Raw genomic sequence first — 19,323 nt, 5'->3', positions numbered from 1 at the left:
GGCCGGGAACAGATACAGTTGACCTCGCCGGGCAGCGATCCTGACCGGCGACGTGAAACGATGAAGGAGGAAGGATCCCTGTGGCTGAGATCCGCCGGGTGGGCGTCGTCGGCGCCGGACTGATGGGGTCGGGCATCGCGGAGGTGTGCGCGCGGGCCGGGCTGGACGTGGTCGTCAGCGAGGCGAACCCGACCGCGATGGAGGCGGGCAGGGAGCGGATCGCCAAGTCGCTGGCGCGGGGCGTGCGCAGCGGCAAGCTGTCCGAACAGGACCGCGACGCGGCGCTGGGCCGGCTGCGGTTCACCACCGACCTGGGCGAGTTCGCCGACCGCGAGCTGGTGGTCGAGGCGGTGGCCGAGAACGAGCAGGTCAAGACCGAGGTGTTCGCCACCCTGGACAAGGTGGTCACCGACCCCGAGGCGATCTTCGCGTCGAACACGTCGTCCATCCCGATCATGAAGCTGGGCATGGCCACCCAGCGGCCCGACCACGTGATCGGCATCCACTTCTTCAACCCGGTGCCGGTGCTCAAGCTGGTCGAGCTGGTGCCGTCCCTGCTGACCAGCCAGGAGACCGCCCTGCGGGCCCGCGGCTTCGCCGCAGGCGTGCTGCGCAAGGAGGTCATCACCGCCCAGGACCGGGCCGGATTCGTGGTGAACTCGCTGCTCATCCCGTACCTGCTGTCGGCGATCCGGATGATGGAGTCCGGCTACGCCTCGGCGTCCGACATCGACCAGGGCATGGTGCTGGGCTGCGCGCACCCGATGGGGCCGCTCCAGCTGACCGACCTGATCGGCCTGGACACCACCAAGGCCATCGCCGAGTCGATGTACGAGGAGTTCAAGGAGCCGCTGTACTCGCCGCCGCCGCTGCTGCTGCGCATGGTGGACGCGGGTCTGCTCGGCAAGAAGTCCGGCCGCGGCTTCTACGACTACTCCGCCTGAGGCGCACACCGGCCGGACGGGAGCGCCCGCCCGGCCGGTAGTCCCTTGTGGATGGTCACTTGTGGACCATCAGCGCGACGGTGATGCCGGCGACGGTGCTGGTCCTGGTCACCGTGTAGTACTTCTTCAGGGCGTCGATCTTCGGCTGCTCCATGAAGGAGAACGGGTCGCTGGCGTAGGTGTTGAGCACCCACAGTCGCTGCGGCCCGGACGCCAGGCAACTGTCGGGCGACGGGCACTCCGGCGGGTTCCACGTGCCGTTCGCCTCGGCGGTCCTGGTCGCGAGCACGTCAACGAGCGGCATCCGGCCGTGCAGGTTGTACTCGACGCCGAGGTCGGTCATCGGGAACTGGCCGCGTTCGCCGTAGACGACGCCGTCGCCGGGCTGCCAGCCGGCGGCGATGATCTTCGACGCGCCGAGGTAGTCGAACGACGGGAAGTTGTTCGGCGCCGGGTAGTTCCACCAGTCGTGTGACTGCGGCGCCCGGATCGCCTGCTGGTCCGGCCACATCAGCAGGGCCAGCGCCAGCAGCGCGACCGCCACCCCGCGCAGGCGGCTGACCGTGGCCACGCCCGCGCCGGCCAGCACCGCCCACGCCGGGACGGTGAACATCAGGTACCGCGCGACGTAGTACGACGTTCCCAGTTCGGACGCGACGACCACCGCAGCGGTCGGCAGCAGCGCCAGGGCCGTGCCGATGGCCGCCGACCGCTTCTCGTTGTTCCACGCCAGCCCGGCGAACACGACCACCGCGCCGGCGCCGATGCCGGAACAGAACAGCATCAGCCACATCGTCGTCGCCGAGCCCAGCGGGTTGTGCAGGTCGGGCTTGGGCCAGCCGATCTGGGCGCTCGTCTGGGGCAGTGAGCCGAGGGCGAGCGGGATCACCGGCAGCAGCGCCACCAGGACGGCCGCCGGGAACCACCAGTACTCCCGCAGCGGCCGGCGCTCCTCGTCGTCCCGGCCGCGGTGCAGGAAGATCACCGCGATGTGGCCGGCGACGCACGTGAGAGCGACCAGGTGGAAGATGCCGGCGGCGGAGAGCGAGAGGGCGTAGAGGAGCCAGCGCCACCAGGACGGGCGATCCAGCGCCCACAGCAGGAACAGCGTCGCCAGCGCCACGAACATCACGACGAACGCGTACGCGCGGGCCTCCTGCGCGAATCGGGACACACTGGGCAGCAGGGCGAACACCATGCCTGCCGCCAGGCCGGCGCGCCGGCTGAACAGCCGCTGGCCGATCAGCGACACGCACACCGTCGCCACGCACATCGCCAGCACCGACGGCGCACGCATCGCGAGGGCCCCGTCACCGAACACCGCGATCACCGGGTGCAGCACCACGTAGTAGGCGCCGTTGGCCAGGTCGATATGGGACAGCAGGTGCCACAGGTCAGGGAAGCTGCGCGACGCCGCCGTCCACGAGGCGAGCTCGTCGCGCCACACCTGAGGCTGCGTGATGTAGTGCAGGCCGAGCGCCAGCATGACCACGAGGGGCGCCAACCACACCCTGGTCCGCAGGACACGCACCAGCCACGCGATGGCCCCCATGTTTTGCCCCCTCCACCGCGGTCAGCGGTCACGATCACGCGACCGTGCAGAACGCACTTCGAGCTCGCTGGCGTGGATAGTAGACGGACCACCGGACTGCGTCTCCGCAGGGTGTGATGGTGCTCAGGTCTGCCGGAAACCGTGTTTCGGTGCGACGCTGAGCGGGACTCGCGGGGGGTCAGACGAGACGGGCAGCGGTGTTGTGCGGGTCGCGGAGCCAGATGTCCAGCGGCTCGCCGTCGGGACCGGGGAGCGTGAGGCAGCGGACGCGGCCGGGGCCTCGAAGCCGGACGAGTTCGCCGTGCCAGGGGCGCTGCCACTCGAGGGACGTCATGCCACGGCGGCGGTCGGCCTCGCGCGGTTCCCATCGGAGGACGTCGCCGTCGATGACGAGCCGGCCGAGGAATTCCTGCCGCTGGTACCGCACCTGGTCGTCCTCGACGCCGTGCCGCGCGGCGCCGCGCAGGCCGAGGCGGTGGGCGAACACCCGCGGCAGCGAGGCGGCCCAGCCGTCGCCGGCCATCCTCCGCATGATCAGGGCGATCACCAAGGGAGGCACGGTCACCACGGCGAGGACGCAGAGCGCGGCCCACAGCGGGCCGATACGGAAGGACAGCCCGGCGAAGAGCACGAGCGTGCCGAACACCAGCGCGATCATGCTGTCGCGGCGGCGGCCCCGCCTGGCCAAGCCGTGTTCGGTCATTTCCGCCTCAGGTGAATGCCTTCCACCAGCTCCGGCACGAGCTGCGCGCCGCGGGCACTGTCCAGAACGGTGGTGGACGTCACGGGGACCATCAGCCACGGCTGCCGGTAGCCGAGCACGGGCGAGTAGACGGGGACGAAACCCTGGTCGTACAGCCAGATCGCGAAGTCGGTGGACAGCGTGCCCTTCTCGTCGACGGCGGCGGTGCCGTGCCACGGCAGCAGCGCGGACCCGCCGAGTGCGGCGAAGCCGACCCGGCCGGGCGACGGCATGCTGACGGTGAACCGGACGCGGTGTTCGAACAGGCCCTCGTAGCCGAGTTCCCGGTCTGTGAGCACGGCCGACAGGTACCGTACGGTGTCGCTCCACGCCTGCCGCAGCACCTGCTTGCGGGCCCGGACGATCTCGACGGGCGTGGTGGGATCGGCCAGCTGGTACGGGTCGGCGTACACGTCACGGGCCCACGTCATGCGGTCCTTGCCGGCCGGCACGTCCATCGCCACCGAGTGCAGGATGGACCGGAACATGTCCCGGAACGCCAACCCGCCGCGGTGGTCGGCCATCGGGTCGACCTCGGCGGCCCGCGCCAGGGCCCCCATCGGGTCGGCGGCGATGTCCAACTCCGCGAACGCCTTGCGGAAGACGTTCTGGTAGTACTCGATGAGCAGCAGGCGGTCGCCGTCCAGCGAGGGCCCGATCCTGCGCCGCGCCACGTCGTCGAAGTCGACGAACTCCAGGAAGTCCTGGCCGCCGACCAGCCGCAGGTACTGGTTGAGCTTGCGCACGTACGACTCGACGATCACCGCGGGCCGCGGCCGGAAGTGGTGCCCGTCGGTGAGCACGGTGATCCGCAGCCCCGGCGCGTACACGCTCTTGACGGCCTGCTGGAGTTCCCGCAGCCGCACCAGCACGCCGAGTTCGGCGAGGTCGGGCAGCACGCCGGAGGCCTTCAGTCCGCTCTGGCTCTGCTTCACCGGGAAGCCCGGCACCACCACCTGGATCGGCTCCCGCTTGCGCAGGAACGGCATCAGGTCGGTGGCGGCCATCTCCGGCGTGTACGTGGCGCGCGATCCACGATGGAACTGCTTGCGCATGAAGATGTGGTGCAGCAGCAACACCGTGCGCTGCAACGGATCGGACACAGTGGACAGCGCCTCGCGCAGATGCCCGGGTGCGGCGGCCGCGGTGCGCAGCGCGGAGGCGTCGGCGTCCGCGACGAGCCGGTCCACAATGGACAGTGTCTGCGCGACGGACAGGTTCACCGCGTGCCCGCGCGCCGGCAGGCCGACCGACAGCTCGCCGACGTGCAGCTCGGCGATGGAATGGGTGTGCGACAAGGCCGGCACGGCGTCGGTGGCCTGCCGCGGCAGGCGTTCGAACGTGGCGATCAGCGGCGCGCCGTCGGGCGGCGGGCAGCCTGGGACCCGGTCGCTGGTGAAGCCCGGAGCCTCCACGGCGATCACCATCGCGCCGGGGAAGGCGTCCCGCAGCACCTGCCGGTTCTCGGTGAGGTCGTCGAACACCGCCACCACGTCCAGCGCGCCCAGCCGGCGCAGGTTCTCCACCTTCAGCTCGGCGATGGGCCGCACCCGGTCGTCGGGCAGCGTGAGCAGCCGGACGTGGCTGAGCCCGCCTCGGGCCAGCACGGCGGTGGTGTGCTCGCGCACCCGGTCCCGCCGGCCGGTGTTGAACACGACCTCGCCGCCGGCGTCCTCGACGTCCCGCACGAACCGGACCAGGCCGGGCGCCAGCGAGTCCGAGCGCAGCCGCTCCCACGGCCGGTAGAACGCGGGGCAGAACTCGGCGTGCACGTCGTCCCACTCCACGTCCGGGTAGCGCCCGGCGACGCCGGACACCTCCAGGAACCGGTCCCACGCCGGCTTCGAGTAGGACGGCAGCGCGCGCAGCGTGCCGGGGCGGGCCAGCTCGGGGATGCCCTGCGGCGCGCCCTCGCGCGGGCCCGCGAGCGTGCGCGCGGCATGCAGCGTCCGCGCCTTCGGCACCAGTCCACACAGGTCCAGGTCGATGACGACGGCGGGGACCGGCAGCGACGGGTCGCGCCGGCGCGCGGCCGAGCTCTCCTCGACGCGCCGCAGCACCTCGCGCAGCAGCCGGTCCTGTTCCTCCGGCACGGAGTGCACGTGCCGGTCCAGCGGATGGTCGCCGCGCAGCAGGCCGGCGGTCTCGGGGGTGAGGTACCGCAGCTCGGCCGCCAGCACGGCGTCGAACGCGGCGCGCACCGTCCGGCCCTTGTACTGCCGCCCGTCGAAGCTCGCCTGCTGGAAGCCGGTGGCCAGCGCGGTCAGCGCCCCGTGCAGGGCGCGGGCGGCCCGGTCCACGTCGAGGAGGTCCGCCTCGCCGGCCTCGCGCAGCCCGGCGACGGAGGTGACCACGATCCGCCCGGTGGCGCGCACGCCCGGCGTGAGCTCGAAGTTGACGGTGTCGGCGTCCAGGTCGACCAGGACCAGCCGGTGGCGTTCGAGCAGGGCCCGGAACACGGTGATCAGCGGTCGGACGAAGTGCTCCACCACGTGGTCCAGCGCGTCCACCGGCTCGTGCTGGTTGCCGATGACCTGTTCGAGCAGGGTGCGTTCGTCGCTGGCGCGCCGGTCGAGCAGGGCGGCCAGCGACACGATGCGGACCCGGTCGGACGCGCGCGGGTGCGGCGGCTGCGGGCCGTCGCCCAGATCGGCGGACAGGTCGTGCGGCGGCCGCAGCGCCAGGTGCAGGCGCAGCTCGGCGTCGCGCCGCACCAGCTCGGCCAGCCGGCGCCAGCCGGCGGCCGCGGCGAGGTGCTCGGCGACACCGTCGCTGACCGGGCGCGACACCGCCCGCGGGGCGGCCGCTCCGTCCAACATGCTCATACCAGGGCCCTAACGAACACGTGGCTCTCCACATATTCAGCCGCGGTTCTTGGTCCCCGGAATTCGCGGCACTGCGCACGAGTATATCGAGGACCGGTCAGCGTGGAGCGCCTCTTCCGGGTGTTACGTGATCTACATCACTCGCTTCGGAGCGAGCTTGACATGCCGCCGGCACGGACCCCACCATGTCCGGCCGCGGGTTCACCGGATACGTTCTGTGGCGTTGCCGTTTGCCGCCGGCCCGGCTTTCACCTGGTATTCACCGCCGGTTTCTACAATGCCGGGGTCTACCGGCAAGCGCAGTGTCCCCCCCGAGGCTCGCCCCGATCAAACGAACGCCCCCGCAGGGGCAAGCCGGTGCGGGTCGCCGGCCGGGGAATTACCCGATCGGGTCGGCACTTCGAACGACCACGGCGAGACCGGTAACCGCCGTCGGCACGAACGGGCCGGGAACCGACCACCGTAAAGGGCACGGCCCCTGTTACCCAGGCCTCGCGATCGGTAAACATCGTCATCCGGTCATGACGAATTGAGACGCCCGCCAGGGTGAAATGCCGGTGACGTGAATCAGTCCTCGGGCCGCAGCCGGGTGCTGAAGCTGAACCGGTCGCCGCGGAACAGCGACCGCACCCGCTCGATCGGCACCCCGTCCGGGTCCAGCGAGCGCCGGTGCAGCAGCAGCATCGGCAGTGCCGGGTTGGTGCCGATCAGCTTGGCCTCGCGGGGCGTGGCCAGCACCGTCTCCACCCGCTCCTCGGCCTCGGCGAACACCACGCCCAGCCGGTTGGCCAGGCAGCTGTGCAGCGAGGTGGCCGGGTCGAACACGTCCAGCAGCGACGGGAACCGGGCCGCCGCCAGGTAGGTGGACTCCAGCCCCACGTTCTGGCCGGTGGCCTCGACCGTGCGCTCGATGTGCAGCACCAGGTCGCCGGGCTCGATCCGCAGGTCGGCGGCCAGCGTCGGGTCGGCCGGCAGGTGCTCGAGGGTGACCAGCTTGCGGCTGGGCGTCGCGCCCTGCCGGCGGATGCCCTCGGAGAGGCTGACCAGTGACAGCGGCTGCACCAGCTTGGGCGGCATCACATACGTGCCGCTGCCGTGCCGGCGCTGGAGCTTGCCCTCCAGCACCAGCTCGGAGACGGCCTGGCGCAGCGTCATGCGGGCCACGCCGAAGCGCTCGGCCAGCTCCCGCTCGGACGGCAGCGCGGCCCCCTCGCCGAGCTTGCCGGTCAGCTCCAGCAGCTGCGTCTTCACCGCGTAGTAGCGCGGCACCCGCCCGTCCTCGGGAATGCCCGCGCGAACCGGCTCGCCGGCGCGGTGGCGGGCCGGATCGGCGGGGTCCGTGGACAGGTTCTGGATCGTCGGGTTGACCCGGGCCGCGCTGATCGGCTCGCCGTCGACCAGCATCACCAGCCGGCGGTCGGCCATCGGCTCGCGCAGGCGCACCCGCAGCGTCGACAGCGCCGCGTCTATGGGGGTCTCGGCACCAGCCTCGGCCAGGGTCGCCAGCTCCACCTTCACCTCGGCCCCGGCCTCGCTGACGGCGCGGTCGGCGAAGCGCGCACCGGTCGGATGCGTCACCTGGATCGCCAGCTCGGTCTCGTTCTGCTCGACCCACCAGATCGGATGCAGCGAAATGCCCGTACCCACGGCCGCGACGGTACGGCCACCGGCGGGGGCGGCGGTAGCGAAGTCCGGATGTTCCCACTGGTTGGCTGCGTGCGCTCGGCCACCCGGCACCCAAAGTGTGCACGAATGGTCCGGCCGGGTGTGACGCGGTTCTCCACGCGCGGTCCGGCCGCCCCCGAAAAGACGGCCGCGCCGACCCCCGACGCGGCCGCGTTCAGCCGATGCGTCCCCCAGGTTGCGTCGTCCGGCGCAACCCTCGGACCGACCCTCCCAGCGTCGGCCCGACTCCCCCGAATGCCGCGAGCGGCGTCAGAGGTCGAGGGCGAAGGCCGCCGAGTTCACCGGGGCGCAGGGCCAGACCTGACCGCAGTCCTGGCAGTGCTCACCGGCCCGGACGTGCGCGTTCAGCACATCCGCGGCGACGTGGTGGTACGAGTCGAGCAGGGCCTCCAGGCCGCGCTCGCCGCTGGGAGTGGCATCGGGGTGCTGTACCGAGAGCACCATCCGTGCTCACCGCCTTCCGAGTTCGCCCCTCAACTGCTCTGTTGAGGTGTGGCAGCCGCCACAACGATTACCATCCGCGCATGGGCCGTCAAGGACATCCGCCAACAGGCGGAGAATTGTGACCGTCGATTCGGCCGGCGGTGACGCAGAGCGACCAAGGCCCGGTGAATTGGTCCACACCACCACGCTCCGCACACGAACCGGCGAGCGCTCCGTCCGGGTGGTGGACGAGCGACCCGACTCAAGATCCGTCTACGCTCGCACCATGGGGCCAACCGCGGCGACGGAGACCTTCGTGGGGCGGCACGCGGACGTGGCCCTGCTCGGTCGGCTGTTGCGCGAGGTCGTCGCCGGGCGCGGGCAGTCCGTGCTCGTCGAGGGCGACCCCGGCATCGGCAAGTCGGCGTTGCTGGCCGCGGGCCTGCGCGCCGCCCGCGACCTGGGCTGCGACGTGTACTGGACGGCCGCCGACGAGCTCGGCCAGCCGTTCCCGCTGCGCGCCGTGCTGGACTGCCTGGAGGTCGTCGGCCGGGCCGAGGACCCATGGCGGGCCGACATCATCCGGCTGCTGCGCCAGGAGCACTCCCCCGGCGTGACCGGCACCGGCGACGCCGTGCTCGGCGCGTCCGAGCAGCTCCTCGCGCTGGTCGACCGGGCATGCGAGGCCAAGCCCGTGCTGATGGTCCTGGACGACATGCAGTGGGCCGACGCGGCCAGCGTGCACGTCTGGCACCGGCTCACCCGGGCCACCGAGCAGCTTCCTTTACTTCTCGTCGGCGCCTACCGGCCGGTGCCGCGGCGCACCGAGCTGGAGCAGCTGCGCCGCGGCGCGGCCAGCCGCGGCGGCGTGCAGCTCGCGCTGGGAGCGCTGGCCGCCGACGAGGTGGCCGAGCTGATCGCCGTGCGGACCGGCGGCCGGGAGGTAGGCCCGGAGCTGACCCGGCTGGCCGAGCGGGCCGCCGGCAACGCGGGCTACCTGACGGAGCTGGTGGACGCCCTGGTGCGGGAGAAGGCCGTCCGGGTCAGCGGCCGGATCGCCGAGCTGGCCGGCCGGGCCGTCGGCTGGAGCGCGCCGGCGTCGCTGGCCGCCGCGGTCGCCGACCGCCTGGGCTTCCTGTCCGACGAGACCACCGAGGCGCTGCGGGCGGCGTCCCTGCTCGGCGCCGAGTTCGCCGTGCACGACCTGGCCGTGGTGGCCCGCAAGCCGGCGTCCGAGCTGGCCCTGCTGCTGGCCGAGGCCGTCGGCGCGGGCGTGATCACCGAGGCCGGCAGCCACCTCGCGTTCCGGTATCCGCTGATCCGGCAGGCGCTGTACGACGGCACGCCGGTCGCCGTGCGGACCGCCCTGCACCGGGAGGCGGCGCGGGCGCTGGCCGAGGCGGGCGCGCCGACGTCGCAGGTGGCCGAGCAGCTGCTGCCGGCGGCCGGCAGCGAGGACGAGTGGTTCCTGGACTGGCTGGCCAGCGTCGCCCCGACGCTGACGCACCGCGCCCCGCAGACGGCGATCGAGCTGCTGCGCCGGGCCATCGACGAGGTCGGCTCGGACGATCCGCGCCGGGACGTGTTCGCCAGCTGGCTGGCGACCTCGCTGGCCGGCATGGGCCGCAACGCGGACGCCGCGCAGCAGGCCCGGCAGGTGCTGAGTCGGACCACCGATCCGGACCGGGTCGCCGAGATGAGCTGGGTGCTCGCATACACCTCGCTGCGTACGGGCCATTCGGCCGAGGCGCTGGAGGTGCTCGCCCAGGGGCTCGGCGCGGAGCTGGCGCCGGGCTGGCGGGCGCGGCTGCTGTCGCTGACCGCCCTGGTGCAGGCCGTCGACCTCGACACGACGTCCGCGCTCGCGACGGCCGGCCAGGCGATCGAGGCCGGGCGGGCCGCGCCCGACCGGTTCGCCGTCGGCATGGGGCTGCACGTGATGTCCCTGGACCGCAGCTTCGTCGGCGACGAGCGCGGCAACCGGGAGCTGATCGACCAGGCGCTGACCGTGCTCGGCGACGACCGTGAACACCTGGACCTGCGGCTGCTGCTGTTGTGCAACCGGATCGTCGCCGACCTCAACCTGGACGAGACCGACGGCATCGACGAGCGGATCATGCTCGTGCGGGGGCTCGCCGAGCAGGCCGGCGCCGCCCGGTTCACGCAGGTGCACGTGATGATGGCGGCGTACTACTTCCTGCACGGGTCGTGGGACGACGCGCTGAGCGAGCTGGAGTCCATCCCCGAGCTGAGCGAGGGGCGCTACTCCTTCCTCACCCTGCACGGGCTGCTGGCGCTGATCGCCGGGCACCGCGACGACCGGACCACCGCCGCCGTGCACCTCAAGGCCGTGCGGACCGAGCCGCTGGCGATCGCCGACGACCGGCGCAACTCCGGCTACGTGCTGCTGGCGCGGGCGTTGGCCAGCGAGCGGGACGGGCTGCCCGCCCAGGCCGTGGCCGAGCTGACGCCCGTGCTGCTCAGTCCCGAGACGGGACTGGAGATGAACGTCCGGTACATGTGCCTGCCGGAGCTGACCCGGCTGGCGCTGGCCGCCGGCGACCGGGAGACCGCGCTGTCGGCGACGCAGCAGTGCCGGGCCGAGGCCGACGAGGCGCCGATGCCCGTGAAGGAAGCGGCGGCGCAGCGGTGCCAGGGCATTCTGGAGCGGGATCCGCAGCGGCTGCTGACCGCCGCCGAGCACTACCGGTCGGCCGGGCGGCGGCTGGAGCTGGCCACCGCGCTGGAGGACGCCTCCGTGCTGTTCGGCGAGGCCAACGATCTGGTGCGGGCGCGGGCGTCGCTGGCCGAGGCCATCGAGGTGTACACGGAGCTGCGGGCCGACTGGGACATCCGGCGGGCCGATGCCCGGACGCGGCCGTACGGCGTGCGGCGGGGCCAGCGGGGTCGGCGGGCGCGGCCGACGACCGGGTGGGAGAGCCTGACGCCGACCGAGTTGCGGGTGGCGCACCTGGTGGCGCAGGGCCGGTCCAACCCCGACATCGCCGCCGCGCTGTTCCTGTCGCGGCGGACCGTGCAGACCCACGTGTCGCACATTCTCGTGAAGCTCGCGGCGCACTCCCGAAGCGAGATCGCACGGGAGGCCGCACACCACCCCGTGTCCACTGTGGACTAGCCGAATCCCCAGCCGATCTGTGCCTAGGATCGCGCGGTGCGCACGTCGTTGTCGCCCTTCGGGCTCGTGGTCACGCCCGAGGCCGGTGAGGACGTCTGCTCATTGCCGCCCGCGCTGCTGGCGCGGTGGGTCGGGCAGCACCGGCTCGTCGTGCTGCGCGGGTTTCCCGTTGTGGGCGTCGAGGATCTCGCCGACTGCGCCCGCGCGTGGGGCCCCTTGCTGCGGTGGGACTTCGGCGAGGTCTTCGACGTCACCGCCGTGCACGCCGTGCCCTTCCACTGGGACGGGCCGTGGGCGGAGCAGACCCCCAGCTACCTGTTCTTCCACTGCCCGGCGGCCCCCGTCTCCGGGTGGGAGATGACCTTCTGCGACACCACCCGGCTGCTGGCTTCGCTGTCGGTTGACGAGCTGCGCCGGTGGGATGGCGTCACCATCACGTACCACGGGGGTTACGCCGACTGCGTCTACAGCAGCCGACTCGTGGACGTGCATCCCATCACCGGCGAGCCCGTGCTGCGGTACCAGGAACCCCACGACCCGGCGGCGTACCCCATCCCCCTGCTGCTCGAGTTCACCGGCGTGCCGGATGCCGCCGGCCTCGTGGCCGAGCTCCGGGACCGCCTCTACGACCCCCGGTTCTGCGTCACCCACCGCTGGCAGTCCGGCGACTTCCTCCTCGTCGACAACCACGCGCTCCTCCACCGCCGCGATCCCCTCCCCGTTGCGACGCTGCCACCCCTGCACCGAGTCCACATCCTGTGAACCCCCGCGAGTCGCGCTCTGGGACACACCGAATGTGGGTTTCAGGCAGACGGGGGCACGTGAGCGGAGCAGTTGGCTTGAGTGGCTCACTTGCCCCGATACACACGTGCGACGGCACAGCCGGTGGCCGCGAGCACCGCATGACACCCCCCACCCGAGCGGCTCACCTGGCTCCTCCGGCCAACTGAGCCACTCACGTACGCTTCACCGTCTGCCTGAAACGTGCATTCGGTGTGCCTGAGAGCGCGACTCGCGGGGGTTCAGCGGCGGATTTGGCGGGCTATCTCGGTGCGGAGGCGGACGAAGGTGTCGGTGCCGCGGGTGGTGATCTGGTCACGGGGCGAGGAGAGGTCGACCTTCAGGGTCTCGACCACCGTCGCCGGGGACTGCGACAGGACGAGGACCCGGTCGGCCAGGTAGACGCTCTCGTCGATGTCGTGGGTGACCAGCAGCACCGTCATCCCGGCCGAGGCGCGGACCGTCAGCACCAGGTCCTCCAGGTCGGCACGGGTCTGGGCGTCGACGGAGGCGAACGGCTCGTCCATCAGCATCAGCGCGGGCCGGTAGGCCAACGCCCGCGCGATGGACACCCGCTGCTGCATGCCGCCGGACAGCTCGAAGGGATGCTTCCCCGCCGCCTCCGACAAGCCCACCCAGGACAGCGCCTCCTCGACCCGCGAGCGACGCTCCACAGTGGACAAACCCCGGTCCCGCAGCGGGAACTCGACGTTGCCGGCCACGGTCCGCCACGGCAGCAGCGACCGGCTGTAGTCCTGGAACACCACGGCGAGATCGGACGGCACGCCGACAACCCGGTCGCCGTGCAGGGAAACCGTGCCACGGGTCGGCGGCAGCAACCCGGCGATGCACCGCAGCAGCGTGGACTTCCCGCAGCCGGACGGCCCGACGATGCAGACCAGCTCCCCCGGCTCGACGACGAACGACACGTCCGACACGGCGTCGACGCCGCCATAGGCGTGGCCGAGCCCGGCCACCTCCAGCATGCTCACGGCCGGCTCCACGCCAGCGCCCTGTGCTCCACGGCGAGCAACCCCCTGTTGAGTAGGTAGCCGAGCAGGCTGATCAGCGCGATCCACGCCCACATGCCCGGCAGGTCGGACGCGCCCTGGGCGGTCCCGAGCTGGTAGCCGATGCCGCTGGTGGCCCCGACGACCTCCGAGATCACCATCAGGATCAGCGCGATGGACAGGCTGACCCGCAGCCCGGCGAAGATCTTCGGCCCGGCCGCCGGCAGCACCACCCCGAAGATCCACCGCGCCCGGCTGAGCCGGAACACGCGGGCGGTGTCGGCCAGCACGGGATCCACCGACCGCGCGCCGTCGACGGCGTTGAGCAGCACCGGCCACACGGTGCCGAACGCGATGGTGACGACTTCCATCTCGGTGCTGATGCCGAAGACCAGCATGAACACGGGCACCAACAACGGCGGCGGCAGGGTGCGCAGAAACGTGAACACGAACTCGAAGTAGTCGGCCAGCGCCCGGGAACGGCCCAGTGCCACGCCGAACGCGACGCCCACGACGGACGCCGCCGCCCAGCCGCCGAACACCCGCGCGAGGCTGGGCAGCACATCGGCGGTGAAATGCGCGGACGGCCACAGCCGAGCCGCCGCCTCGAGGATTCGCAACGGCGGCGGGAAGTAGGGATTGGCCGCCAGCACGGAAACCAGTTGCCACACCACGAGCGCCCCGAGAAGAACGGCGACGCGGACCCACCACCTCACGCCGCCACCTCCCCGGAACTCGACGCCACGGAACCCCACGACACCCAACGCCGTTGCACGGCCAGGAATCCGGCGTTCACCAGACAGCCGAACAATCCGGCGAACACGGTCGCCGCCAGCACCACGTCCATTCGGCCGCCGCTGGTGCCCTGGACAAACGCGTACTGCCCCAACCCGATGCTGCCGCCGGCCAGGAACTCGGTGCCGACAATGGCGATCAGCGCGATGGACGCGGAGATCCGCACGCCGGTGAGCACGAACGGCCCGATGCTGGGCAGCGTCACGCCGACCAGCCGGCGCCACCGGCTCACCCGGAAGCACCGCACGGTCTCCAGCAGCCGCGGGTCGACCTCGCCGAGGGCGTAGCTGGTGTTGAGCAGGATCGGCCAGGTGGCCGCGAACACCCCCAGCACGATCTTGGTCTGCGCCTGGGTGCCCAACAGCGCGATGGCCAACGGGATCAGCGCCACCGACGGGAGCGGCCGCAGGAACTCGATCACCGGCATGGTGATCAGCCGCAGCGCCGGCACGGAGCCGAGCAGCAGCCCGACCCCGACGCCGAGCACCGTCGCGCACAGCAGCGCGATCGCCCACGACAGCACCGTCGACACCGCGCCGGCGACGAAACCGCGGTCGGTGAACAGCAATCCGAAGCGCACCAACACTTCCGACGGCGGCGGCAGCACCCGGGCGTCGACCAGCCCGAGCCGGCCGGCTGCCTCCCACAGCAGCAGGAAGCCGACCAGGCCGGCGAGCTTGCGGACGAACGGCATCGGTCAGGAGGTGGGTGTGGGCACGACGAGACCGCTCACGTCCATCGACTGCTGGAGGTAGCCGTAGGTCTTCATCAGGGTGACGACCCGCTGGAGCCGGGTGGCGTCCACGGACGTCGGGTACTGGCCGAGCTTGAGCAGCGAGGAGGTCTGCTTGTCCACGCCGGTCAGGTCGGGCAGCACGGAGCTGATCGCGGTGCGGTCGGTCGCTGCCTTCTGTGCCTTGACCATCGCCTTCTGGAACGCCGCCACGGCGTCGGCGTGCGCGGTGATGAACTTGCTGGTGGCGATGTAGCCGGACAGCGGGATGTTGTCCGTGGCACCGGCCACGATCTTGAACGTCGGCTGGAGGCCGTACTGCTGCTCGGCCTGGGTGATGTACGGCTCGAGGTCGACGCCGGCGTCGAGCTGGCCGTTGGCCACCGCGGCGGGGATCTGAGGGAACTTCACCTCCAGGTAGCTCACCGAGTTCGGGTCCACGCCGTTGTCCTGGAGCACCGCCTTGATCAGCAGCTCCACGATGTTGCCCTTGGCGTGCACCGAGACCTTCTTGCCGGCCAGGTCCTTGGGCGTGCGGATGCCGGAGTCCGGCTTGGCCAGCAGCGCCAGGGAGTCGGGGGTCCCCTGGTAGGCGTCCGAGACCACCTTGGCGTCGAGCGTCTTGGCCGCCTGCGCCTGGAAGTACGAGACGTAGTTCATCAGCGCGACGTCGATCTCGCCGGACTGGAGCGCCGGCATGGTCTGGTTGACCGACGGATACACCCTGATGTTGGCGTTCAGGCCCTGCTCGGCGAAGTAACCCTTGGCCTGGGCCAGTTTCACCGGCGCGTCGTCGACGGTGGCGAGGATGCCGACGTTGATGCCGGTGTGGCCGGGCGGCGGCGCCGCGTTGTCGGCACCACCCCCGTTGAGCAGGCTGCACCCGCCGGCGAAAACGGTCATCACGGACACGACCAGCGCGGCGGCCGCCACTCGACGGGCACGGGTAGCCATCGGCGGACTCTCCTTTATTCAACAGTTCTTCAGCGATGCTCGGGGTGCGGTTGTGAAGGGAATGACCCATTCACGGGCAGATCTGGTTCGGAACGGCGACCACCGTAGCCGACCGTTCACCCTGCGTGATTCAATCATGGACGCGGATGACAGCCGAGGGAGTGACCTTTTGAGATAGATGCCAATTTCGCCACCCCCAGGCCGCGGTGTTACCACCTACGGTCACCGCTCGTTTACGGTGCAGGATCATCCCCATCGGTCGCCACTGCCGTCCAGACCGCCAAACGCTTGAGCACGTTGACCCGAAGGCACCACCATGCGCGTGACTGTCGTGCCCAGTACTCCGATCGGCGGTACGGAATGAGCCTGTCGCACCCCAGGATCCACCTTCGGCGACCGTCCGAACCAACCGTGGGGAAGTGCTGACCGTGCGTGGCCAGGCCGAGGAGCGGCCCCAGGGTGATCGAGCCGTCGAGACCGGACCTGACCAGCGGCGCGCCGGCGGCTGGCGGCTGCGCAACTGGAAGCTGGGCCGCAAGCTCGTGGTCATCCTGCTGGTGCCGGCGCTGAGCACGGTCACGCTGGCCGGCCTGCGGCTCCAGAGCCAGCTCGAGGACGCCCGCCAGTTCGGCGACGTGCGCCAGCAGCTGGCCGTCGCCGGCCAGGCCGGCACGGTGGTCGACCTGCTCCAGGCCGAGCGTGACTCGGTTGTCGCCTACGTCGCCGCCGGCCGGGTCGACCAGTCGCCGAAGTTCGGGCCGGTGGACGCGGCCGTCGACACGCTGCGCGCCGACGCCGCCAAGGACGGCGTGACCGGCCCGGTGCGCGACGCCGTCGACAAGGCGTTGGTGGAGCTGGACGAACTCGCCGCGCTGCGCAACAGCGCGCTCACCACCCGCCTGCCGGATGTGGCGGCGCTCACGTCGTACACGGAGATCATCGACGGCCTGCTCCAGATCGTCCGGGTCACGGCCACCACGGTGAGCCACCCTCAGCTGTCCCCTTTGGACACCTCGCTCCAGGCGCTGACCGACGCCAAGGAGCAGCTGCGGTTGCAGAGCACGATCGTGCTGTCGGCCGCGCTGCACAAGGAGTTCCCGCCCGGGCTCGGTGACCAGCTGCGGGCGACGCAGGCCCGCTTCGCCGCCGACCAGGAGGACTTCGACAACGCCGCGAGCGCCGACAACCGGCAGCTGGTCCAGGACACCATCAGCGGCCCGGACGTCGACGGCCGCAACCGGATCGTGCAGCTGGCGCTGGTGCAGTCCGGCGACGGAACCGGCCCGGTCTCCGTGGCCCCGAACGAGGTGCAGGCCCTGACGGCCACCACCGCCGGCCTGTTCACCAAGGTGCTGGGCCAGATCCAGCAGCAGTCCGACGGCGTGCTGCGCACCCTGATCGGCGCGGCCCGCCGGGACGCGTTCCGGGACAGCGCGCTGGTCGTGCTGGCGCTGCTGATCGCCTTGGCGGTCACGGTTTTCGTCGCCCGGTCGATGCTGATCCCGCTGCGGGTGCTGCGGCGCAGCGCGCTGGAGGTGGCGCGCACCAAGCTGCCGGCGGCCATCGAGCGGATCATGCGCGACCGCGAGGCCGAGGCCGTCGCCGTCGAGCCGGTGCCGGTGCACACCACCGAGGAGGTCGGCCAGGTCGCCCGCGCCTTCGACGCCGTGCAGCGCGAGGCGGTGCGGCTGGCCGGCGAGCAGGCCTCCTTGCGCGGCAACGTGAACGCGATGTTCGTCAACCTGTCGCGGCGCAGCCAGGCGCTGGTGGAGCGGCAGATCGGCGTGATCGACCGGCTGGAGCAGGAGGAGCAGGACCCCGACCAGCTGGCCAGCCTGTTCGAGCTGGACCACCTGGCCACCCAGATGCGCCGCAACAGCGAGAACCTGCTGGTGCTGGCCGGCACCACGCTGACCCGCCGGGTGACCAAGCCCGTGCTGGTGTCCGAGGTGCTCGGCGGCGCGGTGTCCGAGGTCGAGAAGTACGCCCGGGTGCAGGTCGCGCCGGCGCCGGACCTCACCATCCACGGCCGCGCCGTCAACGACATCACGCACCTGATCGCCGAGCTGCTGGACAACGCCACCGCGTTCTCCCCGCCCAGCACCAAGGTCACCGTGCGGTCGGCGAAGATGCGCCGCGGCGAGCTGGCCGTCGAGATCCACGACCGCGGCGTGGGCATGCAGGAAGCCGACCTGGACGCCGCCAACGACCGGCTGGCCGAGCCCGGCGAGGTGGACGTCACAGCCTCCCGGCAGATGGGCCTGTACGTGGTGGCGCAGCTGGCCAAGCGGCACGACATCAAGGTCCGGCTGCGGGACAACGCCGACATCGACGGCGGCGTCACAGCACATGTGATCATCCCCGCGAGCCTGGTCGACGTGGCCGAGGCGGTGCCCCCGCCGCCCGCCGCGCCGCCGACCGTGGCCACCGCCGCCACCCAACGCACTCCCCTGCCCGAGCCCGACCTGCCGCAGGACATCGTCGGCCTGCCGAAGTGGAGCCCCGGGCAGCTGCCGCCGCTGGTCACCCACCGTCCCGTCGAACCCGAGGTCACCGAGTCCGTCGACCTGTTCGCGCCGCGCCGCAAGACGCCGCCGGCCGAGCCCGAGGTGACGCCGACGAGCAGCGTCGAACCGTGGCCCACGCCACAGCGGCGCTTCGACTACGACGACCCGCCCACCGAGCGGCTGCCGATCTATCAGGAAGTGCTGTCGCAGTGGTTCCAGGTGGCGTCCTCGGACGGCGGCGACGAGCAGGCCGTGCCCACGCCCCGTGCCGAGGACGAGCCGGTGGAGACCCCGGCGGAGGAGCCGGCGGCCGTCGGCGGCGGCTGGCACTCCGCCGGCGACGCCGGCTGGGCCGCCGCCAGCACGCTGCTGGTCCAGCCGCCGGACACCGTCACCGAGGCCGGACTGCCCAAGCGGACGCCGAAGTCCCAGCTGGTGCCGGGTTCGGCCGCGCCGCGGGTGGCGGTCGCGCCGGCGCTGCCGCGGCGGTCGCCGGACGCGCTGCGTAGCCGGATGTCCACCTACCAGCACGGCGTCAGCCTCGGCCGGCACTCCGCGCCCGCCACGGACGAGGCCATCGACGCCGGCTACACCCAGCCGACGTCCTTCAACAGGCAGGATCCTGAGCAAGGCAAGGAGCAGTCGTGAGTTCCCCGTCCGACCAACAGATCGCCGACTTCAGCTGGCTCATCGACGACTTCGTGGACCGGGTCGCCGGCGTCGCGCACGCCGTCGTGGTCTCCGCCGACGGCCTGGTGCTGGCCCGTACGGACGGTCTGCCGCGCGACCGCGCGGAGCAGCTGGCGGCCGTCTCATCTGGTCTGATCAGCCTCACCGCGGGCGCGGCGCGCTGCTTCGAGGCCGGAACGGTGAACCAGACGGTCGTCGAAATGGAGCGCGGGTATCTTTTCCTGATGTCCATCAGCGACGGCTCGTGCCTCGCCGTCCTCGCGGCCCCCGGCTGCGAGATCGGACTGGTCGGGTACGCCATGGCCAGGCTGGTGGAACGGGTCGGCCAGCAGCTCACCCCCGAGCTGCGGGAGCAGTTGCAGTTGGCGGCGTCGCGCAGGTGAGCGACGCGGCGGTTCGTGAGGGCTGGAGCCGAGTGGAATCAGGAACGAGCCAGGGCGCACAGGTCGCCCGGCAGGCGACGACGTCGGCGAAGATCGTGGTCGCCGGTGGGTTCGGTGTCGGGAAGACGACGTTCGTGGGGTCGGTGTCCGAGATCGTGCCGTT

General features: G+C 71.7%; 14 protein-coding genes and 1 pseudogene. 6 read left to right on the top strand and 9 right to left on the bottom strand.

The genetic code is table 11. The features are described 5' to 3' along the window. Nucleotides 1–80 precede the first annotated feature (80 nt). On the top strand, nt 81–944 hold the full coding sequence (locus tag BCF44_RS44610) for a 3-hydroxybutyryl-CoA dehydrogenase (RefSeq protein ID WP_116180609.1): 864 nt from the start codon (nt 81–83) through the stop codon (nt 942–944). A 55-nt stretch (nt 945–999) separates the two neighbouring features. On the opposite strand, the gene BCF44_RS44605 is transcribed toward BCF44_RS44610, so the two are convergent. From BCF44_RS44605 to BCF44_RS44585, 5 genes are all read right to left on the bottom strand, one after another. Further along, nucleotides 1,000–2,496, bottom strand: coding sequence for a glycosyltransferase family 39 protein (locus BCF44_RS44605; protein ID WP_116180608.1), 1,497 nt, complete (start codon nt 2,494–2,496; stop codon nt 1,000–1,002). 178 nt (nt 2,497–2,674) lie between these two features. Beyond that, a complete protein-coding gene (locus tag BCF44_RS44600; RefSeq protein WP_116180607.1) occupies nt 2,675–3,199 on the bottom strand; it encodes a hypothetical protein in 525 nt (174 codons plus the stop codon). Further along, the gene (locus tag BCF44_RS44595) at nt 3,196–6,063 is read right to left on the bottom strand and encodes an L-tyrosine/L-tryptophan isonitrile synthase family protein (RefSeq protein WP_116180606.1); all 2,868 of its coding nucleotides are present in this window, start codon (nt 6,061–6,063) and stop codon (nt 3,196–3,198) included. Before BCF44_RS44595 ends, BCF44_RS44600 begins: the two co-directional genes overlap by 4 nt. A 567-nt stretch (nt 6,064–6,630) precedes the next feature. Beyond that, entirely contained in the window at nt 6,631–7,467 is an 837-nt protein-coding gene (locus BCF44_RS44590; protein ID WP_116180772.1) for a GntR family transcriptional regulator, read from the bottom strand. Nucleotides 7,468–7,998: 531 nt separating this feature from the next. Next, complete coding sequence (locus tag BCF44_RS44585) at nt 7,999–8,193, bottom strand: hypothetical protein (protein ID WP_116180605.1); 195 nt, start codon at nt 8,191–8,193, stop codon at nt 7,999–8,001. Nucleotides 8,194–8,458: 265 nt separating this feature from the next. On the opposite strand from BCF44_RS44585, the gene BCF44_RS58800 reads away from it, so the two are divergent. Together BCF44_RS58800 and BCF44_RS44575 are read left to right on the top strand one after the other, a co-directional pair. After that, a complete protein-coding gene (locus BCF44_RS58800; protein WP_116180604.1) occupies nt 8,459–11,308 on the top strand; it encodes an ATP-binding protein in 2,850 nt (949 codons plus the stop codon). A gap of 36 nt (nt 11,309–11,344) precedes the next feature. Continuing rightward, nucleotides 11,345–12,070: a TauD/TfdA dioxygenase family protein gene (locus BCF44_RS44575; RefSeq protein ID WP_116180603.1), complete on the top strand. Its 726-nt coding sequence runs from the start codon at nt 11,345–11,347 to the stop codon at nt 12,068–12,070. A 260-nt stretch (nt 12,071–12,330) separates the two neighbouring features. Here the strand turns inward: BCF44_RS44575 and BCF44_RS44570 are convergent, their stop codons facing one another. Genes BCF44_RS44570 through BCF44_RS44555 form a run of 4 tightly spaced genes read right to left on the bottom strand, consistent with a single transcriptional unit; the run spans nt 12,331 to nt 15,580 of the window. Beyond that, nucleotides 12,331–13,074 (bottom strand): ABC transporter ATP-binding protein, encoded by a 744-nt coding sequence (locus BCF44_RS44570; protein WP_116180771.1) that lies wholly within the window; start codon nt 13,072–13,074, stop codon nt 12,331–12,333. Nucleotides 13,075–13,076: 2 nt separating this feature from the next. Next, nucleotides 13,077–13,814, bottom strand: a complete 738-nt coding sequence (locus BCF44_RS44565) for an ABC transporter permease (RefSeq protein WP_246016179.1) — start codon at nt 13,812–13,814, stop codon at nt 13,077–13,079. Further along, the gene (locus tag BCF44_RS44560) at nt 13,811–14,587 is read right to left on the bottom strand and encodes an ABC transporter permease (protein WP_116180601.1); all 777 of its coding nucleotides are present in this window, start codon (nt 14,585–14,587) and stop codon (nt 13,811–13,813) included. The genes BCF44_RS44565 and BCF44_RS44560 overlap by 4 nt, the downstream gene beginning before the upstream one ends. A gap of 3 nt (nt 14,588–14,590) precedes the next feature. Continuing rightward, on the bottom strand, nt 14,591–15,580 hold the full coding sequence (locus BCF44_RS44555; protein WP_116180600.1) for an ABC transporter substrate-binding protein: 990 nt from the start codon (nt 15,578–15,580) through the stop codon (nt 14,591–14,593). Nucleotides 15,581–15,999: 419 nt separating this feature from the next. Between BCF44_RS44555 and BCF44_RS44550 the strand changes: the two genes are divergently transcribed. The 3 genes and pseudogenes from BCF44_RS44550 to BCF44_RS59020 form a co-directional block, all read left to right on the top strand. Then, nucleotides 16,000–18,735, top strand: a complete 2,736-nt coding sequence (locus BCF44_RS44550; protein WP_116180599.1) for a nitrate- and nitrite sensing domain-containing protein — start codon at nt 16,000–16,002, stop codon at nt 18,733–18,735. Beyond that, nucleotides 18,732–19,160 (top strand): roadblock/LC7 domain-containing protein, encoded by a 429-nt coding sequence (locus BCF44_RS44545; protein WP_116180598.1) that lies wholly within the window; start codon nt 18,732–18,734, stop codon nt 19,158–19,160. Before BCF44_RS44550 ends, BCF44_RS44545 begins: the two co-directional genes overlap by 4 nt. A gap of 32 nt (nt 19,161–19,192) precedes the next feature. Further along, nucleotides 19,193–19,323, top strand: a pseudogene (locus tag BCF44_RS59020) (ATP/GTP-binding protein); the annotation flags it as partial.

Source organism: Kutzneria buriramensis (genome assembly GCF_003387475.1).
GTDB classification, from domain to species: Bacteria; Actinomycetota; Actinomycetes; order Mycobacteriales; family Pseudonocardiaceae; genus Kutzneria; species Kutzneria buriramensis.
The sequence above is the reverse complement of the archived record's forward strand: the minus strand, read 5'-3'. Positions and strand labels throughout refer to the sequence as shown.

Coding starts and splice junctions, on each gene's coding strand:
- BCF44_RS58800 (WP_116180604.1), top strand. CDS start 8,459: ATGGGGCCAACCGCGGCGACGGAGACCTTCGTGGGGCGGCACGCGGAC.
- BCF44_RS44570 (WP_116180771.1), bottom strand. CDS start 13,074: ATGCTGGAGGTGGCCGGGCTCGGCCACGCCTATGGCGGCGTCGACGCC.
- BCF44_RS44605 (WP_116180608.1), bottom strand. CDS start 2,496: ATGGGGGCCATCGCGTGGCTGGTGCGTGTCCTGCGGACCAGGGTGTGG.
- BCF44_RS44600 (WP_116180607.1), bottom strand. CDS start 3,199: ATGACCGAACACGGCTTGGCCAGGCGGGGCCGCCGCCGCGACAGCATG.
- BCF44_RS44595 (WP_116180606.1), bottom strand. CDS start 6,063: ATGAGCATGTTGGACGGAGCGGCCGCCCCGCGGGCGGTGTCGCGCCCG.
- BCF44_RS44560 (WP_116180601.1), bottom strand. CDS start 14,587: ATGCCGTTCGTCCGCAAGCTCGCCGGCCTGGTCGGCTTCCTGCTGCTG.
- BCF44_RS44555 (WP_116180600.1), bottom strand. CDS start 15,580: ATGGCTACCCGTGCCCGTCGAGTGGCGGCCGCCGCGCTGGTCGTGTCC.
- BCF44_RS44590 (WP_116180772.1), bottom strand. CDS start 7,467: ATGCTGGTCGACGGCGAGCCGATCAGCGCGGCCCGGGTCAACCCGACG.
- BCF44_RS44585 (WP_116180605.1), bottom strand. CDS start 8,193: ATGGTGCTCTCGGTACAGCACCCCGATGCCACTCCCAGCGGCGAGCGC.